At 65.5% G+C, this 19,172-nt stretch carries 23 protein-coding genes; 9 read left to right on the forward strand and 14 right to left on the reverse strand.

Features of this window, described 5'->3' with window-relative positions; all coding sequences use genetic code 11:
* Positions 1–193: 193 nt before the first annotated feature.
* Positions 194–565 carry an endonuclease domain-containing protein gene (locus tag C7I84_RS09680; RefSeq protein ID WP_106771965.1) on the reverse strand — a complete coding sequence of 124 codons (372 nt, stop codon included), beginning with the start codon at positions 563–565 and terminating at the stop codon, positions 194–196.
* A 1,211-nt stretch (positions 566–1,776) separates the two neighbouring features.
* On the opposite strand from C7I84_RS09680, the gene C7I84_RS09685 reads away from it, so the two are divergent.
* From C7I84_RS09685 to C7I84_RS09705, 5 genes are all read left to right on the forward strand, one after another.
* Positions 1,777–2,400 (forward strand): YdeI/OmpD-associated family protein, encoded by a 624-nt coding sequence (locus tag C7I84_RS09685; RefSeq protein ID WP_106771966.1) that lies wholly within the window; start codon positions 1,777–1,779, stop codon positions 2,398–2,400.
* Positions 2,397–2,672 carry an acylphosphatase gene (locus C7I84_RS09690; RefSeq protein ID WP_106771967.1) on the forward strand — a complete coding sequence of 92 codons (276 nt, stop codon included), beginning with the start codon at positions 2,397–2,399 and terminating at the stop codon, positions 2,670–2,672. The genes C7I84_RS09685 and C7I84_RS09690 overlap by 4 nt, the downstream gene beginning before the upstream one ends.
* Before the next feature lie 10 nt (positions 2,673–2,682).
* Entirely contained in the window at positions 2,683–3,273 is a 591-nt protein-coding gene (locus C7I84_RS09695) for an SOS response-associated peptidase family protein (RefSeq protein WP_106771968.1), read from the forward strand.
* A 71-nt stretch (positions 3,274–3,344) separates the two neighbouring features.
* Complete coding sequence (locus C7I84_RS09700; RefSeq protein ID WP_106771969.1) at positions 3,345–3,905, forward strand: type 1 glutamine amidotransferase domain-containing protein; 561 nt, start codon at positions 3,345–3,347, stop codon at positions 3,903–3,905.
* A 173-nt stretch (positions 3,906–4,078) separates the two neighbouring features.
* Positions 4,079–4,528: a hypothetical protein gene (locus C7I84_RS09705; RefSeq protein ID WP_106771970.1), complete on the forward strand. Its 450-nt coding sequence runs from the start codon at positions 4,079–4,081 to the stop codon at positions 4,526–4,528.
* Positions 4,529–4,656: 128 nt separating this feature from the next.
* Here the strand turns inward: C7I84_RS09705 and C7I84_RS09710 are convergent, their stop codons facing one another.
* Positions 4,657–5,676: a glycoside hydrolase family 25 protein gene (locus C7I84_RS09710; protein ID WP_106771971.1), complete on the reverse strand. Its 1,020-nt coding sequence runs from the start codon at positions 5,674–5,676 to the stop codon at positions 4,657–4,659.
* 239 nt (positions 5,677–5,915) lie between these two features.
* Between C7I84_RS09710 and C7I84_RS09715 the strand changes: the two genes are divergently transcribed.
* Positions 5,916–6,542: a glutathione S-transferase family protein gene (locus C7I84_RS09715; RefSeq protein ID WP_106772020.1), complete on the forward strand. Its 627-nt coding sequence runs from the start codon at positions 5,916–5,918 to the stop codon at positions 6,540–6,542.
* Between the two features lie 5 nt (positions 6,543–6,547).
* Here the strand turns inward: C7I84_RS09715 and C7I84_RS09720 are convergent, their stop codons facing one another.
* Entirely contained in the window at positions 6,548–7,261 is a 714-nt protein-coding gene (locus C7I84_RS09720) for a DNA-3-methyladenine glycosylase I (RefSeq protein ID WP_106771972.1), read from the reverse strand.
* Positions 7,262–7,337: 76 nt separating this feature from the next.
* Between C7I84_RS09720 and C7I84_RS09725 the strand changes: the two genes are divergently transcribed.
* Together C7I84_RS09725 and C7I84_RS09730 are read left to right on the forward strand one after the other, a co-directional pair.
* Complete coding sequence (locus tag C7I84_RS09725; protein WP_106771973.1) at positions 7,338–7,901, forward strand: DUF1003 domain-containing protein; 564 nt, start codon at positions 7,338–7,340, stop codon at positions 7,899–7,901.
* Positions 7,898–8,497, forward strand: coding sequence for a DedA family protein (locus tag C7I84_RS09730; RefSeq protein ID WP_106771974.1), 600 nt, complete (start codon positions 7,898–7,900; stop codon positions 8,495–8,497). Before C7I84_RS09725 ends, C7I84_RS09730 begins: the two co-directional genes overlap by 4 nt.
* An 8-nt stretch (positions 8,498–8,505) precedes the next feature.
* On the opposite strand, the gene C7I84_RS09735 is transcribed toward C7I84_RS09730, so the two are convergent.
* The gene (locus C7I84_RS09735; RefSeq protein WP_106771975.1) at positions 8,506–8,865 is read right to left on the reverse strand and encodes a diacylglycerol kinase; all 360 of its coding nucleotides are present in this window, start codon (positions 8,863–8,865) and stop codon (positions 8,506–8,508) included.
* Between the two features lie 236 nt (positions 8,866–9,101).
* Positions 9,102–9,521, reverse strand: a complete 420-nt coding sequence (locus C7I84_RS09740; RefSeq protein WP_106771976.1) for a GFA family protein — start codon at positions 9,519–9,521, stop codon at positions 9,102–9,104.
* A gap of 306 nt (positions 9,522–9,827) precedes the next feature.
* On the opposite strand from C7I84_RS09740, the gene C7I84_RS09745 reads away from it, so the two are divergent.
* Positions 9,828–10,895, forward strand: a complete 1,068-nt coding sequence (locus C7I84_RS09745; RefSeq protein ID WP_106771977.1) for a GGDEF domain-containing protein — start codon at positions 9,828–9,830, stop codon at positions 10,893–10,895.
* A 51-nt stretch (positions 10,896–10,946) separates the two neighbouring features.
* On the opposite strand, the gene C7I84_RS09750 is transcribed toward C7I84_RS09745, so the two are convergent.
* From C7I84_RS09750 to C7I84_RS09790, 9 genes are all read right to left on the reverse strand, one after another.
* On the reverse strand, positions 10,947–12,263 hold the full coding sequence (locus tag C7I84_RS09750) for a replication-associated recombination protein A (RefSeq protein WP_106771978.1): 1,317 nt from the start codon (positions 12,261–12,263) through the stop codon (positions 10,947–10,949).
* Between the two features lie 5 nt (positions 12,264–12,268).
* Positions 12,269–13,804: a DegQ family serine endoprotease gene (locus C7I84_RS09755; RefSeq protein ID WP_106771979.1), complete on the reverse strand. Its 1,536-nt coding sequence runs from the start codon at positions 13,802–13,804 to the stop codon at positions 12,269–12,271.
* 186 nt (positions 13,805–13,990) lie between these two features.
* Positions 13,991–15,109: a 2OG-Fe(II) oxygenase gene (locus C7I84_RS09760; protein ID WP_106771980.1), complete on the reverse strand. Its 1,119-nt coding sequence runs from the start codon at positions 15,107–15,109 to the stop codon at positions 13,991–13,993.
* Between the two features lie 69 nt (positions 15,110–15,178).
* A complete protein-coding gene (locus tag C7I84_RS09765; protein ID WP_106772021.1) occupies positions 15,179–15,850 on the reverse strand; it encodes an ankyrin repeat domain-containing protein in 672 nt (223 codons plus the stop codon).
* Positions 15,851–15,941: 91 nt separating this feature from the next.
* Positions 15,942–16,370, reverse strand: a complete 429-nt coding sequence (rplQ, locus tag C7I84_RS09770) for a 50S ribosomal protein L17 (protein WP_106771981.1) — start codon at positions 16,368–16,370, stop codon at positions 15,942–15,944.
* Between the two features lie 129 nt (positions 16,371–16,499).
* Entirely contained in the window at positions 16,500–17,510 is a 1,011-nt protein-coding gene (locus C7I84_RS09775; protein WP_106771982.1) for a DNA-directed RNA polymerase subunit alpha, read from the reverse strand.
* 103 nt (positions 17,511–17,613) lie between these two features.
* Positions 17,614–18,003 (reverse strand): 30S ribosomal protein S11, encoded by a 390-nt coding sequence (gene rpsK, locus C7I84_RS09780; RefSeq protein ID WP_106771983.1) that lies wholly within the window; start codon positions 18,001–18,003, stop codon positions 17,614–17,616.
* 123 nt (positions 18,004–18,126) lie between these two features.
* A complete protein-coding gene (rpsM, locus tag C7I84_RS09785; protein ID WP_106771984.1) occupies positions 18,127–18,495 on the reverse strand; it encodes a 30S ribosomal protein S13 in 369 nt (122 codons plus the stop codon).
* Between the two features lie 219 nt (positions 18,496–18,714).
* Positions 18,715–19,170, reverse strand: a complete 456-nt coding sequence (locus C7I84_RS09790; protein ID WP_106771985.1) for a hypothetical protein — start codon at positions 19,168–19,170, stop codon at positions 18,715–18,717.
* Between the last annotated feature and the right edge of the window lie 2 nt (positions 19,171–19,172).

The following is a 19,172-nucleotide window of genomic DNA, read 5'->3' on the forward strand; positions in this document are numbered from 1 at the left end:
GGCGGAAGCGTAAATGCAGCGCTCCCCCTTCTCCCCTTGTGGGAGAAGGTGTCGCCCTCGGCCTTGGCGACAGCCAAGGACGAGAAAGGGCGACGGATGAGGGGTGTTGGACGGATCGCGTCGCGCCAGGCTGGAACACCCCTCATCCGACCTCGCTTCGCTCGGCCACCTTCTCCCACAAGGGGAGAAGGGGTCACCGCCACGGCTGCAAACTCTGGTTCCGCACATAGGCGATGATCGTGTCGCAGACGGAGTCCAATTCCCTAAGCACCTCGTCGTTCCAGAACCGCAGCACCCGAAATCCCCTCGCCTGCAAGTCGGCCTTGCGAAGATCGTCGTGAGCGGATTCGGCATGCTGGCTGCCGTCGATCTCGACGATCAGTTTTGCCTCGAGGCAGGCGAAGTCGGCCACGTATCGGCCGATCGGCACCTGCCGGCGGAACTTGATGTGGTCGAGCCGCCGGCCGCGCAATTCGCGCCACAGCCTGTCCTCGGCCTCGGTCATGTCGCGGCGCAGGGTTTTGGCGAAACGACGTTTGGCCGGTGGCACGGGCTGGTGCGGCATGACGTCAGACTATGCCCGCGTCGCGATCCTTCCAACGCCCTTATAGGTCCCGTTTCGTCCAACACCTCCCATTCGACCTTTCTTTTGCCTCGCTCGCTGCGCTCGGGGCTCAGGATCTGGCCCCTTCTCCCACAAGAAGGGGCGTTTCGCGTCGGCCTCGTCGCCAATCGCCGACGTCGATGATTGGCGGAGCCGCAAAAGCAGCGCCCCCCTTCTCCCCTTGTGGGAGAAGGTGTCGCCATCGGCCTTGGCTACAGCCAAGGCCGAGATCAGGCGACGGATGAGGGGTGTTGGACGGAGCGCAACGGCTGCGGCCTCAGGGGACAGTTTTATTTTCCTTCCGCGGAGAAGCGGCGGCACTCCAAGGCTGGCGCGAACGAAAAAGCCAATCTTTTCCGGTTCTTACCCGTCCTCTTCGGAAGGCGTTGCGGAGAAATTGCGGCGTCTCCCACCGATTCTTATCCCCTCCCTCCGGCCTCCCTTATACTTCCACCCAGTCCCTCCTGCGGGAACGCCGATCATGACGGTGGTCTGCGGGGAGGGGCCGGTGTCCGGAAGGTAGCGGCTAACGTGGCCGCGAGGGCCGGCGCTGCTTCAGAGTTTCCAACGATCCCGTCTTTGAGCGGGACGGGGCTCCGGTATGGCCTCAGGAGCCGTCATGAGCGGGATATCGCCGGCGTCGCTTAAGCCGGAGTAGCGAGTACGATCCCATGACCCGGAAATGAAGCGGCGAAGAAGCACCGGACGGGCGGCCGAAAGGTCGCATATAAAATTAGATGAGCGATCTCGCGGCCGCCCGTCTTCCCGACTTCTTCAATGGCCAGACTGCGATGCAGGGCGTGGCGAGGACGACGTATGCTCAGGGGATGCTCAGGGGACAGTTTACTTTCTTTCGGCAGAAAGGCACGGCGGTTCAAAGGTCGCGCGGGCCAAAAAAAGTAAACTGTCCCCGGCGCTTCCTCTCCCGGCGCTTCCCTCTCTCCGTCTCGGGCTTCGCCCTCGACACCTCTCCCCCTGCGGGGGCGAGGAACCGCTGCCGCGATGCCGGCGCCTCTCCAGCCTGGGTTCCTCGCCCCCACGCATGTGGGGGAGAGGTGTGGAGCGCGAAGCCCGAGACGGAGAGGGGGAGATTTGCGCCGGCGCGCCCGGGCGCGGTAGATATCGGGTCTCGCGCAAGCACCGCGTCCAGGAAACTGCCAGGGTTTGAGAAAATGGCCCCCGTCCCCGTCGATCCCGCCAAGGTGCACGAATTCGCCGATGCCGATGCCTTCCACGACTGGCTCGGCAGGCATCACGACAGCGCCGACGAGGTCTGGATAAAGATCCACAAGGTCGGCTCGGGCCTGCCCTCGATCACGCCCAAGGAGGCGATCGACGTCTGCCTGTGCTGGGGCTGGATCGACGCCATCCGCAAAGGGTTCGACGAGCGCAGTTTTTTGCAGCGCTACACGCCGCGCGGGAAAAGGAGCACCTGGAGCAAGATCAACGTCGACAACGTCGCCCGGCTGATCGGCGAGGGCCGCATGACCGGGCACGGGCTGAGGCAGGTGGAGATGGCCAAGGCCGACGGGCGCTGGCAGCGCGCCTACGGTCCGGCCAGCGAGATGACCATCCCCGCCGACCTGCAGGCGGCCATCGACGCCGAGCCGCAGGCCAAGGCGATGCTGGAAAAACTCAGCGCGCAGAACCGCTTCGCGCTCGCCTTCCGCCTGCACAATCTGAAAACCGAGGCGGCACGCCTGAAGAAGATCGAAACCTTCGTCGCCATGCTGAAGCGCGGCGAGACGATCTATCCGCAGGGCGGCAGGCGCGGCGCGGGGGGCGGCACGCCATGAGCAGGCGGGCGGTAAAACTCCGCATCCGCGGCCGCGTGCAAGGCGTCGGCTTCCGCTACTGGACGCAGGGCGAGGCGCAGGCGCTCGGCGTCGACGGCTGGGTGCGCAACGAGCCGGACGGCTCCGTCTCCGCCCTGATCGCCGGGCCGGAGGAGGAGGTGGAAAAGATGCTGAAAAGGCTGCGCGTCGGCCCGCCCGGCGCGGAGGTCACCGGGATCGCGCACGATCCGGCCGACGAGCCGGCTCCGGACGGCTTCCGCATCCTGCGCTGAGGCCGCTGCCATGTGCAACGACTACGAGCAATATGTCGCCTGGGACGAATACCGCAAAGCCATGGCGCAGGCGGCGCTCAAAATCCCGGAGCATCAGGGCCCGTCGGACCTGCCGCAGGCGGCCGACATCCGCATCAGGGATGTCGGGCCGGTGATGCGCACCGCCGGCGAGGCCGTCGAGCTGGCGCCGATGGCCTTCGGCCTGCCGCCCAAAGGCAAGGGCGGGCCGGTGTTCAACTTCCGCTCGGAAGGCCGCGGCTTTGCCGGAAGCCGGCGCTGCCTCGTGCCGACCTCCGGCTTCTTCGAGTTCACCGGAAAAAGATCGCCGAAAGCGAAACATCGCTTCCGGCTGGCGGGCTGCGCCGTCACCGCGATCGCCGCTCTCTGGCGGGAAGGTGCCGGCAACCAGCCGCCGGCCTTCGCCATGCTCACCACCGCGCCCGGACCCGACATCAAACCCTATCACGACCGCCAGGTGGCGGTGCTGGCACCGCAGGACTGGGCGCATTGGCTGCATCTCACCCGTCCGGAAGCCGAGCTGCTCACGCCGCTTGCCGCTGGCTTCCTGTCGGTGGAGACGGTGCGGCCAGGCAGCGACTAGCCGCGGCGCGCATGGAACACCTCCCGCCCCTCTCCGTTGGGCCGATGTCCCCCGAAAGCAAGGAGAGAACAATGCCGGAGATTTCAGGAAAGCGCGTCGCCATCCTCGCCACCCACGGTTTCGAGCAGTCCGAGCTGGAGGTGCCGCTGAAGAAGCTGCGCGAGGCCGGCGCAAAGGTCGATGTCGTGTCGCTTGAGCCGGGCGAGATCAAGGGCTGGGAGAAGAAGGACTGGGGCCGGCCGGTGCCGGTCGACCGCACGCTCGATGCCGTAAGCCCGCAGGATTACGACGCCCTGGTGCTGCCCGGCGGCCAGATCAATCCCGACCTGCTGCGCATCGAAGACCAGGCGCTGGACTTCATCAAGGGCTTCTGGACCGAGCGCAAGGTGATCGGCGCCATCTGCCATGCGCCCTGGCTGCTGGTCGAGCTCGGCATCCTCAAAGGCCGCCGCGTCACCTCCTACAAGTCGATCAGGACCGACGTCGTCAATGCCGGCGGCAAGTGGGAGGATTCCGAGGTGGTCACCGACCAGGGCCTGGTCACCAGCCGCAATCCCGGCGACCTCGACGCCTTCTGCGGCAAGCTGGTCGAGGAGATTCGCGAGGGCCGGCACGAGCGCCGCGCCGCGTGAGTGCACGATATCGCAAAAGACCCGTCCGGCCGGTCGCCGGCGGGGTCTTTCGCGGTGTCCTGCCGTTCCCGAATCCCGTCCCGCAAATCTGAAAAAAACCTTGCCCGGACCTCCTGTCCGCGCGCGCTGCCTGCGCTACCTTTCCATTGATCTCATCAAAGTTGGAGGTTGCCATGAAGCACCAGATCCCTGACGAGATCATTTCGACCGCCGAACTCATCCCGCTGATCGGCAACCCGGCGAAGCTCTCCGCCGGCGAGCGTATCGAGCTGTGGGCGAAGGCGCTCGAACGCCACGGCGGGCCGCTCAGCGCGCTCAGGCGCCTCGAGCACCTGTCCTCCGACGAGCTTCGCGCCTACCGCGGCGGCAACACGCCGCTCACCGTCGCCTTCAGCGACCCAGTGCTGCGTGCGCATGGGCTCAAGGGCGACAGCCTGGGCGACGCGATGGACTTCTTCGCGCTCAGCGACCGCGACGCCCATTGGCTGCTCTGCGACTGCCACCATGTCGGCACGATGACCGGCGCCGGACTTGCCAAACGGCTGCGCCACCATGCTCGCTGGAGCGAGCGCCGGGCCCGCTGGTCCGGGGCGGTCATGCGGTTCTTCGGCCTCGCCCGCTGAGGGCGAGGCTCAGGACCCTGCGATCCATGGCCGGCCGCTTAGGCGGACCGGCCCGGATCGTTTGCGGCCTTCAGCTCCAGGGGCCTGCCGCTCCGGCCGGCTCGTCCCCGCGACGCAGCGCGACCGCATCACCCGGCATTGTCGCCCAGCCAGCGGCGCCATTCGCGCTCGCTGCCGTGGAAGACGTTGAGGTCGATCTGGCCCCTGACTCCGTGCGACAGGCCGGAGCCGGAATATTGCCAGAACACCCATTCGCGGCCGGGATAGACCTTTGACGGATGCGCCGCCACCGAGCGCAGCCAGAACGGATAGCCGCGGAAGTGGCCCTTGAGGTTGTCGCGATAAAAATCCGGCGGCGTGTAGATGACCGGGCGCTGGCCGTAATGCGCCTCGAGCTTGTCCATGAACACCTGCATCTTCTCGCGGTAGCGCTCCGGCGACAGCCGGCGCTTGCAGCGGGATTCGGCATTGTATTCGACGTCGATCACCGGCGGCAGCGCACCGGGAACCTTCGGCACGTTGCGGATGAACCAGTCGGCCTGCTCGCTGGCGACGCGGCACCAGTAGAAGAAATGGTAGGCGCCGCGCCGCAGCCCCGCCTCGCCCGCCCCGCGCCAGTTCTTGCGGAACATCGGATCGAGGTGGTCGCCGCCGTCGGTCGCCTTGATGTAGGCGAAGTTGGCGCCCTGGCTGCGCAGCCGCGGCCAGTCGATCTCGCCCTGCCAGCGCGACACGTCGACGCCGTGCACGGCGAGCCTGCTCGGCGAGGCCGAGCCGAAATTGATCGGTTTCGCGTCGCGGAAGCGGTGGCGCGTCACGGTGCCGTCGAAGCTCGGCGCGGAGCGCGCCCGCGGCCTCGCCTGCGGGATCATAGCCGCCGCCGGCTTCGCCGGAGCGACCAGGGCGGCGGGCTCGACCGGGGCCCCCAGAGGTTCGGCGGACTCGGGAACGACCATCGCGACCGTTTCCTCCTGCCGGATGATGGCCTCGACATCGGCCGGCGGCACCGGTCGCGGCATGCCGGCGACCGAGCTCGTCGTTTCGGCCGAAGGGCCCGGCACTTGCAGAACGTCGATGCCGGAGCGCGACGTGCAGCCGCTCAGGGCAAGACACGCAATGAGAGCGAGGACGACGCTTGGCGACCGCATTGGCACCTGTACGCAAAACAACACAGACCGTCGGCAACCCAGCGCCACCCGCCAGAGCCTGGGAAAATTCCTAACGAGAAATTACCAACAAAGTTTGAATCCGATTCGCATTCGAACGATTCGCTGTCCTCGCATCGTGTTGGCGTCCAGTGTCAGCAGACCGTCCGTGGACCAGCAGGCAGGACTTGCAGGCCGATCCCGGCGAAGCGCATTCTGGCGCGCCTCCGGAGACCTTCTTCATGATCCTCATCGGCCAGTACGATTCCTCCTTCGTCCGCCGCGTCGGCATTGCGCTCAGGCTCTACGGCCTGCCCTTCGAGCACCGGCCGTGGTCAACTTTCGGTGAGGCGGACAAGATCCGCCCCTACAACCCGCTCACCCGCGTGCCGACGCTGGTGCTCGACGACGGCGACGTGCTGGTCGAGAGCCACGTCATCCTCGACTACGTCGACAGCCTCGTTGCGCCCGAGCGGCGCATGTACCCGACCGCCGAGCCGGAGCGGCACCGCGGCATGAAGGTCGCCGCGCTCGCCACCGGGCTCGCCGACAAGGGGGTGAGCCTGTTCTACGAGAAGCGGCTGCACGGCGAGGTCTCCGACCTGTGGGTGGAGCGCTGCCGCACCCAGATCGGCACCGTCCTCGACGTGTTGGAGAAGGACCGGGCCGGCCGGCCGACGCCTTACTGGTTCGGCGAGGCGATCGGCCATGCCGACATCGCCGTGGCGGCGGCGCTGCGCCACGTCATGGACTCGCATCCCGGCATGATCGCGCTCGACGCCTATCCGGCGCTTGCCGCGCATGCGGCGAAGCTCGAGGCGCTGCCAGTCTTCCAGGAAATCCAGCAGCCCTTCATCCCGCCGGAGTGATCGCCCTACTCGCCGGTATATTCCCTGATCTGTGCCGGCGTGTTGTTGACGCCGGTCGACATGGCGAGGATGCGTGAGATGTGCTTGCGCGGCAGGCCGGTCTCCTCGACCCATCCGTTGATGCGATCCTGGATTTTCTGCAGATCTTTCTTCGAGGTCGGGTTGTCCGGAATGTCGAGCCCGGCGTCGCGCAGCGCCGCCGTCATGTCGCTGGAGACGATGAAGGCGTCCCAGCCGATCCAGCGCAGGAAATACTGCCCCGTATTGCCGCCGAGCCGGCTGCCATGCTTGCCGAGAAAGGCCATGAGTCCGACCTGATCGCCGGCCGGCCAGGCGGCGAGGAACTTTCCGAAGCCGCCATGCTCCGCCGACATGCGCTCGACGAAGGCGGCGTTGTCGCGCACCGAGCGTATCTTCTGCGGGTTGCGCACGATGCGGCTGTCGGAGGCGAGCTCGTGCCAGAAGTCGTCGGGCTGGAACAGCAGGCGCTTCGGCTCGAAGCCGAGAAAGGCGGCCTCGAAGCCTGGCCATTTCTGCTCGATCACCCGCCAGACGAAACCGGCGGCAAAAACCCGCTCGGCGATGGTCGACAGCAGACGGTCGTCGGAAAGCTTCGCCACGTCGCGATTGTCGGGCGCCGGGCCGAGCAGCGAGACCAGCACCCGCTCGCCGCCCTTGCGTTCGGCGGCGCGGGCGCGAATTGCGGCGAAATCGGCCATTCTGCTATTCCTCCCCTGGCCGCGGCCGTTTCAGCGGCGCCGCAGTGCCCCCAACCCAGAAGCCGGAGCGCTTCCCATGCACAAGACCCTCCCCGACCTCGCCAAGCGGTGGCTGACGCGCAAGCCGGAGCACCTGACCGAAACGGAGAGCCGTGTGCTGCAAAGCGCGCTCGACCACAGCACGATATCGCGCGACGTCAATGACGTCCATGCGAGCCGCCAGTCACGCGGCGACCGCATAGCCGACGGCATGGCGCGGGTCGGCGGCTCGTGGAGCTTCATCATATCCTTCCTGGTCTTCCTGGTGCTGTGGGCCGTCGCCAACACGCTGCTGCTGACCAGAGAGGCGTTCGATCCCTACCCCTTCATCTTCCTCAACCTGGTGCTGTCCATGCTCGCCGCCATCCAGGCGCCGATCATCATGATGTCGCAGAACCGCCAGACCGAGCGCGATCGCGTCGACGCCGCGCACGACTATGCGGTCAACCTCAAGGCGGAGATCGAGATCATGGCGCTGCACGAGAAGTTCGACGAGATCCGCCACATGGACATCCTGAAGCTGCGCGACGACATCACCGAACTGCGGGCGATGCTGGCCCGCATCGAAAGCCGGCTTGCAGAGACCGGCCGGCCGGCATGAGCGAGACCATCCACGCGCTGATCGAGCAATACGGCCTCGTCGCCGTCTTCGCCGGCTGCCTGTTCGAAGGCGAGACGGCCGCCATCCTCGGTGGCTTCTTCGGCCATCAGGGCGTGTTCGTGCCGTGGCAGGCCTTCGCCGCCGCCTTCGCCGGAGCCTTCCTTGGCGACGCCAGCTTCTTTCTCGCCGGCCGCCGCTTCGCCGAACACCGTCTGGTGCGGCGCCTGCGCAAAAGGCCCGGCTTCAGCCATGCCTATGAGCTGGTGCGGGCGCATCCCAACCTGTTCGTGCTCACCAACCGCTACGTCTACGGCATGCGGCTGCTCGGAGGCGTCGTCGCCGGGCTGTCCGACATTCCGCCGCTGCGCTTTCTGCTGCTGAACGCGGTTTCGTCGCTGAGCTGGGCCGCCTTGTTCACGGGCCTCGGCTACTTCTTCGGGCTCGGCGCCGAACAGCTGCTCGGGGAGACGCTGCACAAGCACCACAGGCTGCTGATCGCCCTGGGGATCGGCGTCGTCGTGCTGCTGCTCGGCCATTTCGCGGCGCGCCGGCTGTCCCGCCGCCGGAAGGACGGCGAGCCTGCCGACGGCACATAAGCAACCGCTCAGGCCGGCATGCCACCAAGGCGCTCGACGATGGCGAAACCCCAGACGCCGAGGACCAGGATGATGGCGATCAGCACGGCAAGCGAGCCGCAATCCTTGGCGAGCTGGATCTCGACGTTGAACTCGCGCGAGAAGGCGTCGCAAGCCGCCTCGATCCCGGTGTTCAGCACCTCCACCATGATCAGCACCAGAATAGCGCCGATCAAGAGCGCATAGCCCGACCATGTGGTGGCGAGGAACCAGCCGGCGGGGATCGCCAGAACCAGAAGGGCGAGTTCCTGCTGGAAAGCCTTTTCGGTCAGGGTCAGGCGCCGAAGCGCCCGCATGGAATTCCAGAAGGCGCTGACGATACGGTCCATGGACGACGAGAATCCGCTTGCTGGCTTGTGCAGGCAGATCGTTTAGAGCAATTCCAGCAAAAGTGTGAGCGGTTTCGCGTTCGGAATTGCGAAAAAACAAGGAGTTAGAGCAGTTCCGATGATCGAGGAGAACCGGAAATGCTCTAGCGAAAGCCGCGCCTGCGGGAACAGGCCGCGGTCGCCGCCGACGAGAAGGTGCGGTGCGGGCTTGTGGGATGCCTGCCGCGCCGGCAGGCTCAATCGCCCGCGACCTTGATCGACGGCGTCGACTGTTCGAACCGCGGAAGGCCGTCCGTCAGTTCGTAATAGTCGCCCTTGTCGGAGACGAAGATGTGACACGTTCCGGAGAGGCCGGTGGGGTGGTCGAAGAGCCCGGCCATCACCGAGATTGTCGGATCGCCGTCCAGCTTCCAGAACAGCGCCGAGCCACAGGTCCGGCAGAATCCGCGTTTGGCGGCGGAAGAAGACTGGAACCAGGTGATGTTGTCTGTCCCCTCAACCAGAAGATCGGCATCGGTGACATTGGTCGCCGCATAGAAATGCCCGGTCTGCTTCCGGCATTGCGAGCAGTGGCAGTAGATGACATCGCGCAGCCTGCCGGTGGTTCGGAACCTGATCGCGCCACAGTTGCAGGATCCGGTGTGGACTTCGCTCATTGGCTCGCCATCTCCCTTCGCATCTGCCCACGAGGGTGACAGGCTGCTCGGGATGGCGCCGCCCCGGATACGGCATCGGATGCCGCCTTCGCGAAACTCGACGCGCTCCCGGAAAACCCATCGCAAGGCCGCGAGCAAGGTTTGCAAGTAAAGTTTTTGCGATGGCGCCGATGATTTAAGGAAACTTTAGAGTCAAGTGTTGCATTGTCGAGCCGTCAACGGACGAAACAAGGCCTCCCCGATCGAGCACCCACGTCGGGTGACGGCGGCGAGCACCGTTATCGCCAGTGCGGGAGTGTTTTGCAGATGCAACCAGCGGTGGCTCCCGCGGAACGCGCGAACGACATCGCCCTAAGTGTCGTAACCACCATGCGGCAGATGGGTGTGGTCGGCCTGCCCCGCAACTACGAGATTTTCTACGAGGCGCTGACCGGCTCCAGGCCCGAGCTAACGCTGGAGGTCGTGGCGCTCGGCAACCGGCCGTCGCAGCAGGAACTGGACCGGATCGGCCGGAAATACTTCGCCCACAATCATGAGCAGACGATCGTCGAGACGGCGCGCGAGACGCTGGCGCGCGAGCTGGAGAGCGTCGCCCGCCTGCTCAGGGCCGAGCGCGTCCATATCGAGAAATATGGGGCGATCCTCAACGAGACGTCGGACGGATTGAAGAACCGTCACGCCCTGAGCCGCGAGCTGCTGCAGAAGATCGTCGGGGTCATGTCGAGCGCCACGAGCTCGACCATCGACCACGGCCGGCAGGTGGCCGAGACGCTGGACGAGAAGTCGGCCGAGCTCGAAAGCGTCAAGTCGGCGCTCGAGGAATACAAGATCCTCGCCGAGACCGACCCCTTGACCCACATCTGGAACCGCCGCGCCTTCGACCGCCGCATCGCCGAAATCTACAACGACAGGACGGGCATCCTGTTCGGCGCGCTCGTGCTTGCCGATATCGACCGCTTCAAGGCGATCAACGATCGTTTCGGCCACCCCGCCGGCGACAAGATCATCCGCCAGGTCGCCGACATACTGCGCGGCAGTCTCGGCACCGGCATGTTCGTCGCCCGCACCGGCGGCGAGGAATTCGCGATCATCATCGAAGGCGTCTCCGAGCACGCCACCTTCGATCTCGCCGACGGATTGCGCGCGGCGATCGAGCAGACCCATTTCCTGTCGCCGTCCAGCGCCGCCTGCGGACCGGTGACCGTGTCGATGGGCGTCTGCATGGCGTCCGAAGCGGACGGGCCGGAAGACCTCTACGCCAAGGCGGACCGGGCGCTCTACCGCTCCAAGATCAGCGGTCGCAACCGGGTAACGGCCTTCTCGACCGTGCGCGACCGCCCGCTGAAGAGCTGGATGCTGTACAAGCGCGATTGAGCGCGGAGGCAGTCGGCCGGCCGATCTTTCGCCCGGTCACCGGCAATCGGCTCAGTCGCCGCCCGATCGCTCCGTCCTGAGCTTCGCCCAATAGTCGAGACGCTTGCGGATCTCGCGCTCGAAACCCCGTTCCGGCGGATCGTAAAAACTCTGCCGGCCCATCTTCTCCGGAAAATAGTCCTGCCCGGAAAAGGCCTCCGGCTCGTCATGGTCGTAGCGATAGCCGGAGCCGTAGCTCTCGTCCTTCATCAGCTTGGTCGGTGCGTTGAGGATGTGTTTCGGCGGCAACAGCGAGCCGTGTTCCTTGGCCGCGCGCGTCGCCGCCTTGAAGGCCGTGTAGACGGCGTTGGATTTCGGCGCGGTCGCGAGATAGACGGCCGCCTCGGCGAAGGCGAGTTCGCCCTCGGGCGAGCCGAGATAGTCGTAGGCGTCCTTGGCGGCGTTGGCGATCACCAGCGCCTGCGGGTCGGCCATGCCGATGTCCTCGACCGCCATGCGCACAAGGCGGCGGCCGAGATAGAGCGGATCCTCGCCGGCATCGAACATGCGCGCGAGATAATAGAGCGCCGCATCTGGATCGGAGCCGCGCACCGATTTGTGCAGGGCCGAGATCAGATTGTAGTGGCCGTCCTGGCCCTTGTCATAGACGGGCGCCCGGCGCTGCACGACGCGCTGAATTCCTTCCGCGTCGAACACCTCGCCCGGCTTGGCGGCGCGCCAAATCTCCTCGGCAAGTGTCAGCGCGGCGCGGCCGTCGCCGTCGGCCATGCGCAGCAGCACCGCCCTCGCATCCTCGTCGAGCGGCAGCGGCTTGCCTTCGACCGCCTCGGCGCGCTCCAGGAGCCGCGACAGGCTGTCCTCGGCAAGGGTCTGGAAGACGAGCACACGGGCGCGCGACAAGAGCGCGGCGTTGAGCTCGAAGGAGGGATTTTCGGTCGTGGCGCCGACCAGTATGACGGTGCCGTCCTCCATCACCGGCAGGAAAGAATCCTGCTGGGCGCGGTTGAAGCGATGGATCTCGTCGACGAACAGCAGCGTCTGGCGGCCGTTGGTTCGGCGCAGCCGCGCCGTTTCGAATACCTTCTTCAGGTCGGCGACGCCGGAGAAGATCGCCGATATCTGCTCGAAAGCCAGATTGGTCTCGCCGGCGAGCAGCCGCGCCACCGTCGTCTTGCCGGTGCCCGGCGGTCCCCAGAAGATCATCGAACCGAGCGATCCGGAGCGGATCATGCGTGACAGCACGCCATCCTCGCCGGTCAGATGCTCCTGGCCGACGACCTCGCCGAGGCTTTTCGGCCTCAGCCGGTCGGCTAGCGGCCGGCCGGTTTCGACCTTTTGCGGCTCGTCCTTTGAGAAGAGATCGGCCATCGCCTTCAGTAACGCAGCATCTGCCGCATCAGTTGCCCGTCGCGCTCGACGGTGAAGCGCCACCAGCGCGTATCCTGGGCGGCCACCTCCTCGAGCTGGGCGGTCGTGCTGATCGCCTCGCCATTGACCTCGCGCACGATGTCGCGCGGCCGCAGCCCGAAGCCGGCGGCCGGCGAATTGCGGTCGATGTCGACCACCGTCACGCCGGCGACGTCGGCCGGCATGCGCAGCCGCTGCGCCAGCCGGGGCGACAGTTCGGCCACCTTGGCGCCGGCGAACGGGCTGCGTCCGCGGATGGTGACCGGCCCGGTGGTGCTGCCCTCCGGGGCGCGTTCGAGGCCGACCTCGACAGTCTTCTCCTCGCCGTTGCTGAGCAGCTGCAGGCTGGCCTTGGCGCCGATCGGCTGCGTCGAGAGGCGGTAGCCGAGCGCATCCACATGCTCGATGGCGACGCCGTTCATCGACAGCACCACGTCGCCGGGTTTCAGTCCGGCCTTCGCCGCCGGACCGTTTTCGGCCACGTTGGCCACCAGCGCGCCGGTCGGCGTCATGCCGAGCGCCTCCGCCACCTGCGCCGTGACCGGTTCGAAGCTCGCCCCGATGAAGGGTCGCTCGAAGAAGTCCTGGCCGTTCTTGGCCGCGTTCACCACGGCGCGCACGATGTTCGACGGGATGGCGAAGCCGATGCCGATCGAGCCGCCGCTGCGGCTGTAGATGGCGGTGTTGATGCCGACCAGCTGGCCGGTCATGTTGATTAGCCCGCCGCCGGAATTGCCGGGGTTGATCGCCGCATCCGTCTGGATGAAGAAGCCGAAGTCGGAGACGCCGATATGCGAACGGGCGAGCGCCGAGACGATGCCGCTGGTGGTGGTCTGGCCGACGCCGAACGGGTTGCCGATCGCCAGCACCAGGTCGCCGATCTCCAGCGCGTCGGAATCGCCGATCTGCACCACAGGGAAGTCTGCATCGCCTTCGATCTTGAGCACGGCAAGGTCGATGGTCTCGTCCTTGAGCAGCACCTTGCTCTCGAATTCGCGTCCGTCGGAGGTCGCGACCTTCACCTCGTCGGCATCGCGGATGACGTGGAAGTTGGTGACGACGATGCCGCTCTTGTCGACCAGCACGCCGGAGCCGAGCGACTGGGAGCGGCGCAGCGGTCCGCCGCCGCCGCCACCGCCGCCGAAGAAGCGCTCGAAGAACGGGTCGCCCTCGAAGGGCGAGCGCACCCGGACCTGCTGCGAGGCGTAGACGTTGACCACGGCCGGCGCCGTCTCCTTGACCAGCGGCGCGAAGGAGAGCTGGATTTCGGCACGCCCGAACGGCAGCCGCCGGCCGGGCGGCGCCGGCGGAGGCGGCGGCTCCTCCATGCTCTTCATCAGGTCGTTGAGCACATCCTTCAGGCCAGGCTCCGCCGGCTGCTCGGCGGCCGGCTTTTCGGTAGGCGCGGGCTGCCCGCCGGCCGGCTTCTCCTGCGCGAAGGCAGGGCCGGCGAGCGTCAGCGACAGGGAGACCAGAAGGGCCAGCAAGCCGTTCGGCAACATGCGAATCCTCCAGCGGGACATCCGCCTATAGACGCGATGATTGTGCAAATTGGAAGGCGTGCGTGACCGACGAGCCGCATCCCGTGCCCCGCCGGCGCGGAATCATGCCACCGGTCGCAAGTTTTGACCGATGAAACACCCCTCACCGGCTCTTCGGGCCACCTTTCCCGGACCTGAAGGTCCGGTTCAGCCTGTCTTCACGTAGTTGCCGACGTTCTCGTCGAGATATTTGTTGTTGGCTTCCCGCAGCGCTGCGGCAGCATCGTCGTAGAGGAACGGCAGAAAGGCGTAGCGCTTGCCGCGTGTCACCGGCGAGACGGCATGCAGCAGCGAACAGGAAAAGACAACGGCACCGCCCGGCGTCGGCTTGAACGAGCGCGGACCGTATTCGGGAAAACTCACCTCGCCGCCGTCGAACTCGGCATTGAGGTTGATCGACACGGCAAAGCGGCGGTGCGCCGTACCCTTAGTGGTGTTGTCGCGATGCGCGCGGAAGTGTCCGCCATTGGCGCTGTCGTAGCAAGCGACGATATAGCGCTCCATGCGGGTGACCGTATACTGATGCACCTTCTGGATCTCCGGCACCACCCGGCGGATGATCTTCTGGCGGATGGTGAGCCGCAGCTTCTCGTCCTCGATGGTGAAGTCGGACCGGCGCTTGTGCCGGGCATCGACGACCTCGACCGTCTTGCCGTCGACCTCCCGCATGAAACCGGAATCGGTGCCGCCATCGGCATCGTAGAGATCGATAAGGTGACGGCAGAAGGCCTGATCGAAGACGTTGGGCAGGACGATGATCGGCGCCTGCACGGCAAAGCCGGCATAGGCATCGACCGCCGGCAGCGCCTCCAGATAGGCGGCGAGCTCCCGGCGCTCGCTGCCGTCGGGTTTTGCGTTGAAGATGGCGCGCACCCGCATGGTCGGGTCGACGACCATCCAGAAGCGGCGGATCGACACCTGTCCGGTCGAATTGAGCGGCAGGCTTCCATAGAGCTGGCCGATCTTGCCGTCGAAATCGTAGAAATGCCGCGCGCCCGGAAGCGCCTCCGGCAGGCGTCCCTGCTCCTCGTCGCTGCGGTCGTGGCTGATGCCGAAGAAGGCGAGCTTCCGGTCGTCGAAAAAGTGCCGGTGCTCATCCGCGAAGCCGAGCATGGCGCGACCGACCTGGTCGGCTGCGGAGCCGAAGAAGCACAGGACCAGATAGCGTCCCGCCACCGTGTCGAAATGGAAACTCGGGTTCGAGGCAGTGCGCTGCGTGAACCATGGCGCGGGGTCTCCCACCTCCAGCAGACGATATTCCGGCATGGCTCCCCCCATTCAAGAGACCGCCAAGAATGCTGCGCAAAACGTCGCAGCGCAAGCCGGTCGCCGCGCTCAGCCCCTTCCCTGCCCTTCGAGGATGGCGGCGATCTCGCCGAAACCGAGCGACCGTGCGTGGTCGAGCGGCGTCCTCCCGCCGCGGTCGGCGATCGGCTTCGCGCCGGCGTCAATGAGCAGCCGCACGATTTCCTGGTAGACCGGCCCGCCATCGCCCAGGATCACGGCTTCCAGCAGCGCCGTCCAGCCGAGATCGTTGACGTGGTCGATGTCGATCGCCGTCTCCAGCAGGATACGCACCGTCTCGGGATGGCCGTGATGCGCCGCCGGGATCAGCGCGACGCCGCCATAACGGTTGGTGTCCTTCAGATCGGCCTTGCCGGTCGCAAGGATGTGACGGAGAATTCCGTTCCGCCCTTCCGCGCCGGCATAGAGGAAGGGCGTGTCCTCGATGGCATCCTTGGCGTTGACGTCCGCACCCGCCTCGATCAGCAATCGCGCCACTTCCGCCTGATCGGCCTGAACCGCGATGAGAAGCGGCGTCCGCCGCGCCCCGTCGCGCATGTCGACGGCAGCGCCCGACGCCAGCAATTGCCGCGTCCGCTCGACATCGCCGTCCGCAGCCGCCTCGTGCAGCATGACCTCTTCCCCGCTTTCGGCCGGCGCCAGCGATGCGGCCGAAACCATCGCCACCAGCACCATCGTCAACAGCCGTGTCAGAACCAGCATGCGCAGCATCTCCCGAATTCTGGCGCGCCGCCGCGCCGGACATGCAAAAGGGGCCCGCAGGCCCCTTGAGCGTTTCAGAAAAATGCGACGCTTATGCGGCTTCGGCCGTCTCGGCGGTCTCCGCCTCGACGCGGGCGCGGTCGCCTGCGCCCTTGGCCGAGGTATCGCGGTCGACGAACTCGATCACCGCCAGCGGGGCGTTGTCGCCGTGGCGGAAGCCCGCCTTCATGATGCGCAGATAGCCGCCATTGCGGGTGGCGTAGCGCGGCGCGATCGTGTCGAACAGGCGCTTGACGACCTTCTCGTTGCCGATCTGGGCGATCACCTGGCGGCGGGCGTGCAGGTCGCCGCGCTTGCCCAGCGTGATGAGCTTCTCGACGATCGGACGCAGGTCCTTCGCCTTAGGTAGGGTGGTGACGATCTGCTCATGCTCGATGAGCGAGACGGCGAGGTTTGCGAACATCGCCTTGCGGTGGCTTGCGCTGCGGGCGAAGCGGCGGCCGGCAAATCCATGGCGCATGGCTCTTCTCCGTGGGTTCTATGGGCCGGAGCCCGGTGTCTTATAGAGGGAGTAGCGAATAGCGAATAGCGAATAGTAGTACGCCTGCTATTTTCCTATTCGCTATTCGCTACTTCCCTATTCGCTGTTTCAGTACTGGTCTTCGTAACGCTTGGCGAGGTCTTCGATGTTCTCCGGCGGCCAGTCGGCCACCTCCATGCCGAGATGGAGACCCATCGCGGCGAGAACTTCCTTGATCTCGTTGAGCGACTTGCGGCCGAAATTCGGCGTGCGCAGCATCTCGGCTTCCGTCTTCTGGATCAGGTCGCCGATGTAGACGATGTTGTCGTTCTTCAGGCAGTTGGCCGAACGCACCGACAGTTCGAGCTCGTCGACCTTCTTGAGCAGCGCCGGGTTGAAGGCGAGCTCGGTGACGGCCTCGGCAGCGGTCTCCTTCTGCGGCTCCTCGAAGTTGACGAAGAGGCCGAGCTGGTCCTGCAGGATGCGCGCCGCGAAGGCGACGGCGTCCTCGCCGGTGACCGAGCCGTTAGTCTCGATGGTCATGGTCAGCTTGTCGTAGTCGAGCACCTGGCCCTCGCGGGTGTTCTCGACCTTGTAGGAGACCTTCTTGACCGGCGAATAGAGGCTGTCGACCGGGATCAGCCCGATCGGCGCATCCTCGGCACGGTTACGCTCGGCCGGCACATAGCCCTTGCCGGTGTCGACGGTGAACTCCATGCGGATCTCGGCGCCCTCGTCGAGGGTGCAGATCACATGGTCGGGATTGAGGATCTCGACGTCGCCGACCGTCTGGATGTCGCCGGCGAGCACGGCGCCCGGGCCCTGCTTGCGCACGACCATGCGCTTCGGCCCGTCGCCTTCCATCTTGATGGCGATTTCCTTGATGTTGAGCACGATGTCGGTCACGTCCTCGCGCACGCCGGCGATGGACGAGAACTCATGCAGCACGCCGTCGATCTGCACGGAGGTGACGGCCGCACCACGCAGCGAGGACAGGAGCACGCGGCGCAGCGCGTTGCCGAGCGTCAGGCCGAAGCCGCGCTCCAGCGGCTCGGCTATGAGCGTGGTCAGCGTCTTGCCCTTCGAGGAAAACTCGATCTTGTTAGGCTTGATCAGTTCCTGCCAGTTTTTCTGGATCATTTTACGGTCCTTCCGATACCCCGCCACCATCCAATCGTGACGGGCGATCTGGAAATGCCGCGCAGGCGCCTGATGGCGCTTGCGCGGCGGTTAAGCCTAAAGATCAGACGCGACGCTTCTTGCGCGGGCGGCAGCCATTGTGCGGGATCGGCGTGACGTCACGGATCGAGGTGATCGTGAAGCCGCCGGCCTGCAGGGCGCGCAGCGCCGATTCACGGCCGGAGCCGGGACCGCAGACCTCGACCTCGAGGGTGCGCATGCCGTGTTCCTGCGCCTTCTTGGCGACGTCTTCCGCGGCCATCTGGGCGGCGAACGGCGTCGACTTGCGCGAGCCCTTGAAACCCTGGGCACCGGCCGACGACCAGGCGATCGCATTGCCCTGAGCGTCGGTGATGGTGATCATCGTGTTGTTGAAGGTCGAGTTCACGTGGGCGACGCCCGACGAGATGTTCTTGCGTTCGCGACGCTTTACGCGCCCGGCTTCCTTGGCCATGTCAGTCCTTTCAGTCGATCTCGACGCCGCCGTAATGCCAGCGGCTACACCAGAGGAGCGAATAGGGAGTAGCGAATAGCAAGTAGTAAAAGGTTTCTATTCGCTATTTCGCTATTCGCTCAATTATTTCTTCTTACCAGCAATCGCCTTCGCCGGGCCCTTGCGGGTGCGGGCGTTGGTGTGCGTGCGCTGGCCGCGCACCGGCAGCGAGCGGCGGTGGCGCAGGCCGCGGTAGCAGCCGAGGTCCATCAGCCGCTTGATGTTCATCGACACTTCGCGGCGCAGGTCGCCCTCGACGCGGTAGTCGCGGTCGATCGCCTCGCGGATCGCCAGCACCTCGGCGTCGGTGAGCTGGTTGACGCGGCGCTCGGCCGGGATGCCGACCTTGTCGACGATCTCCTGGGCGAACTTCTTGCCGATCCCGTGAATGTACTGCAGCGCGATCACGACGCGCTTATTGGTCGGTATGTTGACGCCGGCTATACGGGCCATATTCTCTCACTCCATGTGGGCCGGCAAAAGCCGGCGCTCCGATTGACCCGCGTCCGGTGGAGGCCGGCCCTTGCGGGTGTTCCAATCAAAAAGCCGGCCTACCCGGCAAGGGTGGCCAGTTACACACCTGATTGGAATGTAGGCGGCACATAGGCGAGGAAGAGGCACATGTCAACTGGAGGGTCAAATTGACGATCGAATCCCGTCGATCCTGAAGTTTCAGCCGTACAGATACCGCTTCAGGCGCGGCAACTCCTTGACGACGTCATCAATCAGCCTGGCAGCCGCCGCTTCGACGGTCTCGCCATTGTGTTGTTCGAGCGAAAAAGACCTGTCGATGAACCTCGTGAAAAAATGCCTGAAAGAAAACGGCCGCAGCAGAGCAAAGCCGGCGGGAAAGCCAGGATGAACTGGAACGCTCCCGTCTTTGGGATCAACCACCACTCCTTTCTCTCCGATGATATCTAGGCTGGAGTCTTTGATGGAAATCGCAAACCGACACAGTCTAATGTCATCTGGATCGCGGACATCGGCAAACTCATACATATAGCCGTGTTGTTCACGGCCAAAGGAAGCTTGGGAATTGGGATGGCGGATCAAACCCCATGACTCGAAGATCGGCTTGACCCTCGTCTGGAACTCATCGTTGATCGCCCCGATCCGGCTTTTGCTCATCA

The sequence above is a fragment of the Kumtagia ephedrae genome (assembly GCF_003012745.1).
GTDB classification, from domain to species: Bacteria; Pseudomonadota; Alphaproteobacteria; order Rhizobiales; family Rhizobiaceae; genus Kumtagia; species Kumtagia ephedrae.